11 protein-coding genes are annotated in these 13174 nt (G+C 46.1%); 9 read left to right on the forward strand and 2 right to left on the reverse strand.

Annotation, left to right across the window (positions count from 1 at the left end; all coding sequences use genetic code 11):
* Positions 1-63: 63 nt before the first annotated feature.
* From COE25_RS08955 to COE25_RS08965, 3 genes are all read left to right on the forward strand, one after another.
* A complete protein-coding gene (locus COE25_RS08955) occupies positions 64-489 on the forward strand; it encodes a YwiB family protein (protein WP_257208749.1) in 426 nt (141 codons plus the stop codon).
* Positions 476-2146, forward strand: coding sequence for an arginine--tRNA ligase (gene argS / locus COE25_RS08960; protein WP_098932362.1), 1671 nt, complete (start codon positions 476-478; stop codon positions 2144-2146). The genes COE25_RS08955 and argS overlap by 14 nt, the downstream gene beginning before the upstream one ends.
* Positions 2147-2455: 309 nt before the next feature.
* A complete protein-coding gene (locus tag COE25_RS08965) occupies positions 2456-2635 on the forward strand; it encodes an H-type small acid-soluble spore protein (RefSeq protein WP_088084773.1) in 180 nt (59 codons plus the stop codon).
* 69 nt (positions 2636-2704) lie between these two features.
* Here the strand turns inward: COE25_RS08965 and uvsE are convergent, their stop codons facing one another.
* Positions 2705-3661, reverse strand: coding sequence for a UV DNA damage repair endonuclease UvsE (gene uvsE, locus COE25_RS08970; protein WP_098932363.1), 957 nt, complete (start codon positions 3659-3661; stop codon positions 2705-2707).
* A gap of 15 nt (positions 3662-3676) precedes the next feature.
* Positions 3677-4879, reverse strand: a complete 1203-nt coding sequence (gene cls, locus COE25_RS08975) for a cardiolipin synthase (RefSeq protein ID WP_098932364.1) — start codon at positions 4877-4879, stop codon at positions 3677-3679.
* A gap of 174 nt (positions 4880-5053) precedes the next feature.
* Between cls and COE25_RS08980 the strand changes: the two genes are divergently transcribed.
* From COE25_RS08980 to COE25_RS09005, 6 genes are all read left to right on the forward strand, one after another.
* The gene (locus tag COE25_RS08980) at positions 5054-7156 is read left to right on the forward strand and encodes a 4Fe-4S dicluster domain-containing protein (RefSeq protein WP_098932365.1); all 2103 of its coding nucleotides are present in this window, start codon (positions 5054-5056) and stop codon (positions 7154-7156) included.
* A 251-nt stretch (positions 7157-7407) separates the two neighbouring features.
* On the forward strand, positions 7408-8595 hold the full coding sequence (locus COE25_RS08985) for an acetyl-CoA C-acetyltransferase (RefSeq protein ID WP_098932366.1): 1188 nt from the start codon (positions 7408-7410) through the stop codon (positions 8593-8595).
* A gap of 371 nt (positions 8596-8966) precedes the next feature.
* Positions 8967-9818 carry a 3-hydroxybutyryl-CoA dehydrogenase gene (locus tag COE25_RS08990; RefSeq protein ID WP_098932367.1) on the forward strand — a complete coding sequence of 284 codons (852 nt, stop codon included), beginning with the start codon at positions 8967-8969 and terminating at the stop codon, positions 9816-9818.
* Positions 9819-9896: 78 nt separating this feature from the next.
* On the forward strand, positions 9897-11027 hold the full coding sequence (locus tag COE25_RS08995; protein WP_098932522.1) for an acyl-CoA dehydrogenase: 1131 nt from the start codon (positions 9897-9899) through the stop codon (positions 11025-11027).
* Between the two features lie 305 nt (positions 11028-11332).
* Positions 11333-12472 carry an acyl-CoA dehydrogenase gene (locus tag COE25_RS09000; protein ID WP_098932368.1) on the forward strand — a complete coding sequence of 380 codons (1140 nt, stop codon included), beginning with the start codon at positions 11333-11335 and terminating at the stop codon, positions 12470-12472.
* Between the two features lie 15 nt (positions 12473-12487).
* A complete protein-coding gene (locus tag COE25_RS09005; protein WP_098932523.1) occupies positions 12488-13126 on the forward strand; it encodes a TetR/AcrR family transcriptional regulator in 639 nt (212 codons plus the stop codon).
* The last annotated feature ends 48 nt before the right edge of the window (positions 13127-13174 follow it).

A 13174-nucleotide genomic window follows, 5' to 3' on the forward strand; every position in this document is an offset into this window, starting at 1 on the left:
AACCATTCCAAAGAGTGTTACTGAGTTCCTTTTTAAAAAAGAAAAAAGGAAGTGCGATTTCGTTTGTCTAGTACGGAAATTCCTATGAAAATTAATGTAAAAACGACGATTCATCAGCATGGGGGCAAGGAAGTCTATGAGCTGGCGGTGTTTGGCCAGTATCTGCAAAAAGATGGGGCCTCGTTTCTTAAGTATGAAGAGGTGCAGGATGAGGGCAATGTGCGGACGATTGTGAAGGTGGCTGGGGATGAGGCTCTGATATTGCGCGGTGGTGCGGTGAAGATGCGTTTGCCGTTTCGCTTGCACAAGAAGCTGCGCGGCAGTTATGAAATGCCGTTTGGTACCTTTGAGACGATGACGCTGGCAAAGCGGATTGAGCATTCGGATGGCTTGATTGATATCCTTTATGATTTTACGATGCAGGGCTCGCATGCCGGTACATACCATTTGGAAATTACCTTTCAGGAGGATAAACATGAACATAGTTGAACAAGTACAAAGCAAGTTAAAAGAAGAGATTCGCGCGGCGGTGCTGAAGGCGGGTCTGGCAACGGAGGAGCAGATTCCTGCTGTGGTTCTTGAAACGCCGAAGGAGAAGGCGCACGGTGATTATTCGACCAATATGGCGATGCAGCTGACTCGTGTTGCGAAGAAGGCGCCAAGAGTGATTGCGGAGGCATTGATTGAGAATATGGACCGCTCGAAGGCTTCGATTGAAAAAATTGAACTGGCGGGGCCGGGGTTTATCAATTTTTATATGAATAATAGTTATTTAACGGAGCTGATTCCGACGGTGCTAAATGCAGGCGAGCGGTACGGTGAGACCACGGTTGGCGGCAACGAGAAAATTATGGTGGAGTTTGTGTCGGCCAATCCAACGGGTGATCTGCACCTTGGTCATGCCCGCGGAGCAGCGGTCGGCGATTCGTTGTGTAATATTTTGGACAAAGCGGGATATGATGTTTCGCGTGAGTACTATATTAATGACGCTGGGAACCAGATTAATAATTTGGCATTGTCGGTGGAAGCACGGTATTTCCAGGCACTTGGTTTGGAAAAAGATATGCCGGAGGGCGGTTACCATGGTGCCGATATTATTGGCATTGGGAAAACTTTGGCTGAAGAATTTGGCGACAAGTATGTGCATGTTTCCGTTGAAGTGCGCCAGGAATTTTTCCGTGAGTACGGTCTGAAATATGAAATGGCGAAGTTGAAGCAGGACCTTGAGGATTTCCGCGTTGGCTTTGATGTCTGGTACTCGGAAACGTCTCTTTATAAAAATGGAAAAATTGATGAGGCGTTGGCCGCATTGCGGGCGAGCGGTTATGTGTATGAGGAAGACGGTGCGACTTGGCTGCGCTCGACGGATTTTGGCGATGACAAGGACCGTGTGTTAATTAAGCAGGATGGATCGTATACGTATTTGACGCCGGATATTGCTTATCATAAGGACAAACTGGGCCGCGGCTTTGAGAAGTTGATTAATATTTGGGGCGCGGATCACCATGGCTATATCCCACGGATGAAGGCGGCGATTCAGGCGCTCGGGTTTAGCCGCGAGGCGCTTGAGGTGGAGATCATTCAACTGGTTCACCTTTATAAAAATGGCGAGAAGATGAAGATGAGTAAGCGGACCGGGAAAGCGGTCACGATGCGTGATTTGGTCGATGAGGTCGGCCTTGATGCGACGCGTTATTTCTTTGCGATGCGCAGCTCGGATACGCATATGGACTTTGATTTGGATTTAGCGGTGTCGGAGTCGAATGAAAATCCAGTTTATTATGCGCATTATGCCCATGCACGGATTTCTAGTATTCTCCGTTCGGGTGAAGAGCAGGGTGTTCGCGTTGATGCAGATGCGGATTTTTCATTAGTGGCATCGGAAAAGGAAATGGATTTATTGAAGAAGCTTGGTGAGTTCCCGTTGGCTGTTGGCGAGGCCGCACAGAAGCGCGTCCCGCACCGGATTACGAACTATATCTTTGATTTAGCGTCGACGTTCCACAGTTTTTATAATGCGGAAAAAGTGCTCGACCTTGATAATGTAGAGCGCACTAAGGCACGCCTCGCGTTGGTGCGAGCGGTGCAGATTACACTCCGCAATGCGCTGGCGTTAATTGGGGTTTCAGCTCCTGAAAAAATGTAATTTCTCAGCTCCCTTACTTGGTTAAGGGGGCTTTTTTTATTGTGGTTGTTGTAATTGTTATGTGAATATTCAGAATTACATGGAGTGGACAGTAAACTGGAAAAAGTGGACAGTAAGTTGATTAAAGTCGACAGTAAATCGGAGACCTGGACAGTAAACTAAGTAAGGCGGACAGTAAAGGATCAAAACCCGACAGTAACCTGAAAAGCATACAGACTTTATCTAGGTAAACTTGTCCCTATTTATGAATATTACCTAATAAAAGGCAAATACTAGTAGGGAACTTTGAGCGAGGAGTGGATGAAGCGGATGAATGTGGGAAGAGCGAAGGAAATCGTCGAATCTGCCGACATGTTTAATGTGACCTATGAGGGGACGCCTGTGATTATTCAACATGTCGATGAAGCCACACAAGTGGCACGAATATACTCAAGAACGGACCCGGACAATGAGCGGGAGGTTCCTGTTTTAAACTTAATTGAGGAATAGAAAAAAGTCTTCGAAGTCGTTCGAAGACTTTTTTCTATTGTGCCTAGCCTCGAGAGCCCAGCGGCTAATCTATTTTACCTCAATTGCACCGCCGCTGATCCGTTTAAAGCCGCGGATCTGGCTGAGATCTTCGATTAATTTCAGTGCGGCTTGATCCTTTGCTTTGGCCTCGATCATGAAATCAATATCCGCACCGATTTCGCGCAGCATTTTCAAAAAAGGCATGATAAATTCCGGGTCGACAAAATCAGCGTGGGAGCGGAATTCCTTCTCGTTTTTGGGGGAGGAAATATGCACCTTCGGGATGTGGCGTGCATGCTTCCACGTCTGAAAAATCCGCGGGAGCAAATCCTCAAGTGCAGTTTCACACAGATTGGCGATATGGTGATGATAATCGAATACAAACGGGATCGTTTCTTTTTCACAGGCGGCTAAGGTTTCTTCGGCATTATAGGTTTTATCATCATTTTCCAGCGTCATTACTTGTTTAATCGGTGCTGGGAGCTTGGTTAGGTTTTGATGGAATCGAGGTAAGGTTTGCTGTTTATCACCATAGGCACCACCAATATGGATATTAATAAGTCCCTCCTGCTCAAGTCCCATCGCTTCAAACATTCGATAATGGTAGCTCATATCGACCACGGCATTTTCGGTGATTTTCGTTTGCAGTGAGGTAAACAAGGTAAATTGATTCGGATGAAAACTCACTCGCAGCCCTTTCCTTTTAACAAGGTCACCAATTTCCTGCCACACCAAGCGAAAGGGGGTTACAAAGTCCCAGTTCACTTCGGGATGGGTCGCTAGCGGGACAATCGAACTAGATAAGCGATACAATTCAAGTTGATGAGCAATATTGTAGTACAGCATCCTGAGGGTGTGGTCCAGATTTTGCTTCGTCACATGAAGCAATTTTTCCTCCCGTTCCGCGGGGCTTAAATCCTGATAACGAGTAAATGTCAGCGTCTTCGCGGGTGAAGCATCCCATAAGCTAATCGCATGTGACACATACCCAAACCGAATCTTCATAGACAAACTCCTTTCTTATAAAAAATAGGAAATGGCCGCAGCGATGCCCTCTTTAATGGTGCGGACAGGGTTCGGTTTGTTAAGTTCAGCTAATGTCAGGGGTTTTGAGTCATCGATGTCCTTTTTGAGGATATCCATCAAGCGCTGGATAAAGGCTGGGTCATAAATATAGCAATTGATTTCCTTGTTTAAATACATGCTTCGTTTATCAAAATTGGCGGTGCCGATATCGCAGAGTTTGTCATCAATGACGAGTGTCTTGGCATGATAAAAGCCTTTTTTATATTGATAAACGGCCGCCCCCGCCCGAATTAGCTTCCGTAAATAACGGAACGAGGCCTCTTGGACAAGCAGATGGTCAGCGGTATACGGGACGATGACGGAAAGCTGAACCCCGCGTTTGATGGCTGCAAGTAACTCGGCCAGAATCTTATGACATGGTATAAAGTAGGGAGTGCCGATGATCATCGAATGGGTTGCTTTTTGAATCAGACGAAGATAATTTTGCTCTAATTGGTTGGCTTCCGTTGGAACATACTGATGGCGGACAGGACCATCAGCTAGGGTCGGAAAATAGGCCGGATTCCCCATAATATCTTCTCCCGCATACTCGTGCCAATCAATCAAAAACTCACTTTGCAAAAAATTTACACTCCGGCCGGTAATTTTTAAATGGTAATCGCGCCAGATCCCCAAGGAAGGCTCTTCGTCAATATATTCCTTCCCTACGTTAAAACCGCCAAGATACCCAATTTCCCCGTCAATAATTGTAATCTTGCGGTGATTCCGAATCTGAGAAGAATAAAAAAGGAAGGGGAGCTTGATTGTATTGCTAAAAGCAAATCGAACACCCGCCTCCTGCAAAGACTTAACGGCCGCCTTCCTCACCTTCCAGCTGCCAAGCCGGTCAATAAGAAGCCGAACTTCGACCCCGGCCCGTGCCTTTTCTTTTAAAATAGAGAAAAACTCCCGACTAATCGCATCGTCTTTAACAATATAAAATAGCACATGAATATGCTTTTTCGCGTTTCGCAGTTCATGGAAATAGTCGGCGAATAACTTCTTTCCGTGGGTGAAAATATCAAAATTCCCATGAATGATGGCTGTTTCTCTTCGACTGACAATGGAAAGATGCTTCTTTTTACCTAAATTAAAATCTAATACAAGCCATAGAATGATGAGAAATAGGAGTAAGCTCGAAAAAAGTGCAAAAATCATTAGAATTCTTTCCTCCAATCAGTTTAGTTAGTTTTTCCGAAAGCTACCTTTTATATAAGTTAATCAAACTTTTCAAAAATCATTTGACTGAATGCTCATTCATAATATAATAAAGATAAACGTAGATTCTGAAAATTATTTATATTCTAGAAGTTATCTGAAAGGGGCATTTATATGAATGGTTTACTATGGGTCAACCTGATTGCATTTCTTGTTGTAACCGCTTACGCAGTCAGTCTGTTTGTGTATGTAGTGAAAACCCGTATTGAATTTATTAAACTCGGGAAAAAGGTTGAGTTTGATAACAATGTGAAAGAGCGGCTTCAAAAAATTTGGGTCAATGTGTTTGGCCAAAAGAAATTGCTGAAGGATAAAAAAAGCGGGATTATGCACGTCATGTTCTTCTACGGTTTTATTCTGGTCCAATTTGGCGCGATTGATTTTATTATCAAAGGGATTAAACCTGGGGCACATTTGCCGCTTGGACCTCTTTATGCAGGGTTCACTTTTTTCCAAGAGCTTGTCACACTGATGATCTTAGTGGCTGTCATTTGGGCTTTTTATCGCCGCTATGTGGAAAAATTAGTCCGCCTAAAGCGGAACTTTAAATCGGGTCTTGTCCTTATATTTATTGGTGGTTTAATGCTTTCTGTTTTACTTGGCAACGGAATGAGTCTGATCTGGCACGGGGAAGAGGCTTCATGGACAGAACCGGTAGCCTCGCTGATTTCGCTCATCTTTTCAGGGATTGGTGAAACCGCCTCCATTGTGATTTTTTACATCGCTTGGTGGGCGCACTTATTATTCTTGTTAACTTTCTTAGTGTATGTACCGCAGTCCAAACATGCCCACTTAATTGCGGGTCCAGCGAATGTATATTTTAACCGGTTAGATAAACCAGGAAAATTGAAAAAAGTTGATTTTGAAGATGAATCCCAAGAAACGTTTGGGGTTGGAAAAATTGAAGACTTTACGCAGCACCAAATGATCGATTTTTATGCTTGTGTTGAATGTGGCCGCTGTACGAATATGTGTCCAGCAACGGGAACAGGTAAAATGCTGTCACCGATGGACTTAATCGTCAAACTTCGTGACCACTTAACGAATCATGGGGCTGTGGTTACCTCGAAACAGCCGTGGGTGCCAACGATTGCATTTGCGAATACGAAGGGAAATCAACTGGCGCTTGCGTCTGCAGGTCAAGGCGCACAGGAATCCGCTGCCGCATTAGCTTATAGCCCGAGCTTAATTGGCGATGTCATTACCGAAGAAGAAATTTGGGCATGTACAACGTGCCGGAATTGTGAAGACCAATGTCCAGTCATGAATGAGCATGTCGATAAAATAATTGACCTGCGCCGTTATTTAGTTTTAACCGAAGGGAAATTGGATGCGGATGCTCAGCGTGCGATGACGAATATTGAACGCCAAGGCAATCCATGGGGCTTGAACAGAAAAGAACGTGAAACTTGGCGCGAGGCCCGCGAAGATGTTCATGTGCCAACTGTGAAAGAGATGAATAAAGCCGGCGAAGAATTTGAATACCTTTTCTGGGTAGGCGCCATGGGCTCTTACGATAATCGCAGCCAAAAGATTGCTTTGTCGTTTGCGAAGCTGCTGAACGAAGCAGGCGTGAAGTTTGCGATTCTTGGCAACAAAGAGAAAAATTCTGGTGACACACCGCGCCGTCTCGGCAATGAATTCTTGTTCCAAGACCTGGCAACGAAAAATATTGAGGAATTTGAAAAAGCAGAAGTCAAGAAAATCGTCACGATCGACCCGCATGCTTATAATATTTTCAAAAATGAATACCCTGATTTTGGCTTAAAGGATGTCGAAGTGTTCCATCATACTGAGGTTCTTTATGAGTTAGTTCGCGATGGCAAGCTCGTGCCGAAACATTCGGTTGATGAAACGATCACTTTCCATGATTCTTGTTACTTAGGCCGTTACAATGATGTCTATGATGCACCACGTGAGATTCTTAAATCTATTCCGGGCGTGAAGTTGATTGAAATGGAGCGGAACAGAGAGAAGGCGATGTGCTGTGGTGCTGGCGGCGGTTTGATGTGGATGGAGGAAGAAACCGGACACCGCATTAACGTGGCTAGAACCGAGCAGGCCCTGGCAGTTAATCCGTCGGTGATCAGTTCAGGCTGTCCGTATTGCTTAACGATGCTGTCAGATGGTACGAAGGCAAAAGAAGTGGAAGAAAAGGTTTCGACTTACGATGTGGCCGAGCTGCTTGAAAAAGCGGTTTGCGGGGATATCGCATAGTTTTTAAGGGGGAGCAGAGGTTCGATTTGTTAACATATTCATAAAATTTTAAAAATTTTGTGTAAAACATTTCAACTTCTGCTCGTTTTTATGTAGAATATAGTATGTAGATTAAAACGCTTACATTAACATTATTAAAAAAAGCAGGAGCCTGCGCTTCTTTTTTGGTTCCTACCTGAGCGAGCGTTCAGTCGCCGCAATTTTTTAAAAAAAAGTTTGACTGAATATTAGGAAAAGGGAGAGTGTTTTGAATGGGAAGAACAGTCATTTTAAGCGGGGTTAGAACGCCTTTTGGAAAATTAGGGGGAACACTAAGCAGCTTTACTGCCTCCCAACTCGGGGGAATTGCCGTAAAAGAGGCATTAGTTCGTGCCGAAGTGAAGCCTGAAGACGTACAGGAAGTCATTCTTGGAACTGTTTTACAAGGGGGACAAGGGCAGATTCCATCGCGTCAAGCGGTGCATCACGCCGGATTGCCGTGGGAAGTGAAAACCGAAACAATCAATAAGGTTTGTGCGTCAGGGATGCGCAGTGTCACCTTGGCAGACCAAATCATTCGTGCTGGCGATGAAGAAGTGATTGTTGCAGGCGGAATGGAATCGATGAGCAATGCACCATATGTTTTACCAAAAGCACGCTGGGGCTTCCGAATGGGTGACGCGCAGGTCAAAGATTTAATGATTCATGACGGGTTAACCTGCAGCTTTACCGGCGCTCACATGGGCACATACGGCAACGTAGCGGCTGCCGATATGGAAATTAGCCGGGAAGCACAGGACGAGTGGGCATTGCGAAGCCACAAGCGCGCGATTGCCGCAATCGAGAGCGGGAAATTTGCGGAAGAAATCGTATCGGTTGAGGTTCCACAACAGAAGGGTGCACCACTTGTTGTCGAGAATGATGAATCACCTCGTAAAGACACATCGATTGAACGGCTGGCTAAATTAGCGCCGGTATTTAATTCAACCGGTACGATTACAGCAGGAAATGCCCCTGGGGTCAATGACGGTGCCGCGGCCCTCGTGTTAATGAGTGAAGAGCGAGCACTTCGTGAAGGCAGGCAGGCGGAAGCGGTGATTATCGGCCATACGGCGGTCGCTGTGGAAGCAAAGGATTTCCCGAAAACACCGGGACTTGTTATTAATGAGCTGTTACGAAAAACAGGGAAAACGTTGGAGGAAGTAGATTTATTTGAAATCAATGAAGCCTTCGCTGCAGTTGCCTTAGTGAGCGGGAAAATTGCCGGTCTTGACCCAGAAAAGGTCAATGTCAATGGCGGTGCGGTTGCCTTAGGTCATCCGATTGGTGCCAGCGGGGCGCGCATTATCCTTACGTTAATGCACGAATTAAAGCGCCGCGGCGGCGGAATTGGGATTGCTGCAATTTGCAGCGGCGGCGGCCAAGGCGATGCCGTGATGATCGAGGTTCCGAAGGGCTAATCTCTAGGGTGAGATATTAATTTGATTAATCGGAGTCGTGTTCAACGGAGGGTTCCTAAAAGCTAACTTTTAGAGTTGGTTTTTTTCAAATAATGTCTAATTGAACAAAACAGTTGAATTTTGGCACAAAACCATTCAAAAATGGCACAAAACACTTGGAAAATGGCACAAAACCTTGCCGGAATGACACAAAACACCCAGAAACTCGTACAAAACACCTGAGATGGTACAAAAGCTTGTTTGAAAAAACACAAAACACTGAGATGACTCAAAAGTACTCTTAAATTAACACAAAACCGATGTAAAAATAGACAAAAAAACATAAAAAATCTAGGTCGGACTCGTTCCGGCCTTGCTTCGGAGGGGAAAAAATGAAAATTTCAAAGCTAATGGTGATCGGTGCAGGACAAATGGGCTCAGGGATTGCCCAAGTTTGTGCCCAGGCGGGATACTCGGTCATCTTAAATGATCTAAAACCGGAATTTGTGGAACGTGGCTTAGCAGGGATCAATAAAATACTTACACGGAACGTTGATAAAGGGCGCCTGACCGAAGAGCAAAAACAGGAAGTTCTCAGCAACATCACCACTTCAACCGACCTAAATGATGCCAGTGACGTCGACCTTGTCATCGAGGCTGCCGTTGAAAATATGGACATCAAAACAAAAATCTTTGCCCAACTCGATGAAATTACCCCAGCACATACAATACTAGCGAGCAATACCTCATCACTGCCAATCACCGAAATTGCGGCAGCAACGAAGCGTCCGGAAAAAGTCATCGGCATGCACTTCATGAACCCGGTTCCGGTCATGAAGCTCGTCGAAATCATTCGCGGCCTCGCGACTGCTGATGAAGTGTACCAAGTCATTGAAGATATGACAAAAACCTTAAGCAAGGTACCGGTTGAAGTCAATGATTTCCCTGGTTTTGTCTCAAACCGCATTCTGATGCCAATGATCAACGAAGCGATTTATACGCTTTACGAGGGCGTGGCTACGAAGGAAGCGATCGACGAAGTCATGAAGCTCGGCATGAACCACCCAATGGGGCCGTTAACCTTGGCCGATTTTATCGGCCTAGATACATGCCTGTATATTATGGAAACGCTTCACCAAGGTTTTGGCGACGACAAATACCGTCCCTGCCCGCTCCTCCGTAAATATGTGAAAGCAGGCTGGCTCGGTAAGAAAACAGGACGCGGTTTTTATACGTACGAATAAACACAGCATTTCTTCGAAAAAGGGGTCGTGATGATGATGAGTACCACGATTTTACATTCTTCCAAAGGGGAGACCACCATGAATCTTTCATTCACCGAAGAACAAGAAATGATGCGTAAAATGGTTCGCGATTTTGCCAACAGCGAAATTGCACCGTTTATTGAAAATATGGAAAGAGGCGAATTCCCGCGCGAAATCCTTCGCAAAATGGGCGAACTTGGCCTGATGGGGATTCCTGTACCTGAAAAATACGGCGGGGCCGCGATGGACTTCACCTCCTATATCCTAGCGATTCATGAGCTGTCCAAAGTCAGTGCGACGGTGGGAGTGATTCTTTCAGTCCATACCTCGGTCTGCACCAACCCGATCGTCTATTTTGGCTCAGAAGAACAGAAAAATAAGTATGTGCCGAAGCTTGCTTCAGGGGAGTACCTTGGCGCGTTTTGCTTAACCGAGCCAAGTTCAGGTTCCGATGCTGCCAGCTTAAAGTCCCGTGCCGTGAAGAAGGGTGATCATTACGTCATTAACGGCTCAAAGGTGTTCATTACGAACGGCGGCGAGGCCGATGTCTATATTGTTTTTGCCAAAACGAATCCGGAACAGGGCAGCAAGGGAATTTCTGCGTTTATCGTTGAAAAAAATACCCCGGGCTTTATCGTCGGTAAGGATGAGAAGAAAATGGGCTTGCATGGTTCGAGAACTGTCCAGCTTACGTTCGAGGACATGCAAGTTCCAGCAGAGAACCTACTCGGCGCAGAAGGCGAGGGCTTTAAAATCGCGATGGCGAACCTTGATGTCGGCCGTATTGGGATTGCTACCCAAGCACTAGGGATTGCGGAGGCCGCACTGTCAGCCGCAACCACCTATGCCCAAGACCGCCAGCAATTTGGCAAGCCGATCGCCCGCCAACAAGGGATTGGTTTCAAACTAGCCGACATGGCGACCAGTGTCGAAGCGGCAAAACTATTAGTCTATCGGGCAGCCTACCTGAGAAATCAAGGGTTGAAATGTACCTTGGAGGCGTCGATAGCGAAACTGTTCGCGACCAAAACAGCAGTCGAGGTAACAACCGAAGCGATCCAAGTATTTGGCGGCTACGGCTATACCGAAGATTATCCAGTTGAACGCTATTTCCGTGACGCGAAAATAACCGAAATTTATGAAGGCACGAGCGAAATTCAACGGATTGTGATTAGTAAGCATCTCTAAAGAAAAGCGGAAGCGCCTTGTCCAGGGGCGACAGGCATAAGACGAGCTGGCTTGGAGGTTGCTTTTTAACCTTCAGGACAGATTGAATTAAATGTGGAGGCGACTGTCCTGGGACGAAGGCATAAGACGCACCCTGCAAGAAGGCGCTTTTTGCCTTCTTCAGGGGGTGGTTTATGACTCGAGTCCCAAGGAGCCGAAACTAGATAAGCTTATGACCCCGAGCCCCTAGGCGCTGAAACTAGACAGTAATCTGAGTTCAAATCTTAATCTTTTAATATATATTCATCCAAATAGGAGGACTTGAAATGAACTTTAAACTTTCTGAAGAACATGAAATGATCCGGAAAATGGTACGGGATTTTGCGCGCAATGAAGTAGCACCGACAGCCGCAGAGCGGGATGAGGAAGAGCGCTTTGACCGCGAGATTTTTGACAAAATGGCGGAGCTTGGCTTAACCGGAATTCCGTGGCCGGAAGAATACGGCGGGATTGGCAGCGATTATCTTGCTTACTGTATTGCCGTCGAAGAACTGTCTCGTGTTGATGCATCGACAGGCGTGATGCTCTCCGCCCATACGTCTCTAGCCGGCTGGCCGATTTACAAATTTGGCAGTGAGGAGCAAAAGCAAACCTATCTGCGCCCAATGGCAGAAGGAACCAAAATTGGCGCGTACGGCTTAACAGAGCCTGGCAGCGGTTCGGATGCAGGCGGGATGAGAACAACTGCACGCCTAGAAGGAGATCACTATGTCCTTAATGGTTCGAAAATCTTTATTACAAACGGTGGTGTGGCCGACATTTATGTCGTATTTGCATTAACCGATCCAACAAGTAAACAAAGAGGAACAACCGCGTTTATTATCGAGAGCGACTTCCCAGGCTTCTCGGTTGGGAAAAAAGAAAAGAAACTCGGCATTCGTTCCTCGCCCACAACGGAAATTATTTTTGAAGATTGCAAGGTTCCTGTTGCCAATCGACTCGGCGCAGAAGGCGAAGGCTTTAAAATTGCCATGCAGACGCTTGATGGCGGCCGCAATGGCATCGCTGCGCAAGCCGTCGGAATTGCTCAAGGGGCGCTCGATGCTGCAGTGGATTATGCAAAGGAACGCCATCAATTTGGGAAACCAATCGTCGCCAATCAAGGAATCGGCTTTAAGCTGGCGGATATGGCAACCGGGATTGAGGCATCGAGATTATTAACCTATCAAGCGGCATGGCTGGAGTCACAAGGTCTGCCGTACGGCAAGGAGTCAGCGATGTCCAAGTTATTTGCTGGCGATACAGCGATGAAGGTAACAACCGAGGCCGTACAAGTTTTTGGCGGGTATGGCTATACAAAGGATTATCCAGTTGAGCGATTTATGCGCGATGCAAAAATCACGCAAATTTACGAGGGAACACAAGAAATTCAACGCCTCGTTATCTCACGGATGATCACGAAATAAGGCGGTTAGAGCATGATGGAAAAGCGGGAAGTACTGGCTTCTGTAAAGGATGAACGTCTGGTTCAGAAAAGGCGTGATCAAATGATCAAAGGGGCCGTCAGCCTTTTTAAGGAAAAGGGATTTCATCGGACAACGACAAGGGAAATCGCGAAAGCGGCCGGTTTTAGCATCGGGACACTTTATGAGTACATCCGCTCCAAGGAAGACGTCCTTTATCTCGTTTGCGACAGTATCTATGATCATGTTCGCGAGCGCCTCGAGCAGGATCTCGAGCAGAAAAAAGGCACGCTTTTGAGCCTGAAGATGGGTGTCCGTCATTATTTCCGAGTGATTGATGAGATGCAGGATGAGGTTCTTGTCATGTATCAAGAAGCCAAATCGCTGACGAAGGATGCCCTTCCCTATGTGCTGAAAAAAGAAATGGAAATGGCGGCGATGTTTGAGAGCTTGATCACAAGGTGCGTCGACAATGGCGAGCTGCAGCTATCAGAAAAGCAGATCGAATTGATTTCCCATAACATTATTGTCGAGGGCCAAATGTGGGCGTTCCGCCGCTGGGCGCTGCAAAAATTATATACACTCGATGAATACATTGACCTGCAAACCGATCAATTGTTTCACGGCATTCATTCGTCCACACAAGCAAGGTCGTAATGCTGATTAAGTTGCGAACAGTGAATGGAGTTCATTTTTATAAAATGG

The sequence above is a fragment of the Bacillus sp. AFS031507 genome, assembly GCF_002584635.1.
In the GTDB taxonomy this organism is placed as follows: Bacteria; Bacillota; Bacilli; order Bacillales; family Cytobacillaceae; genus Neobacillus.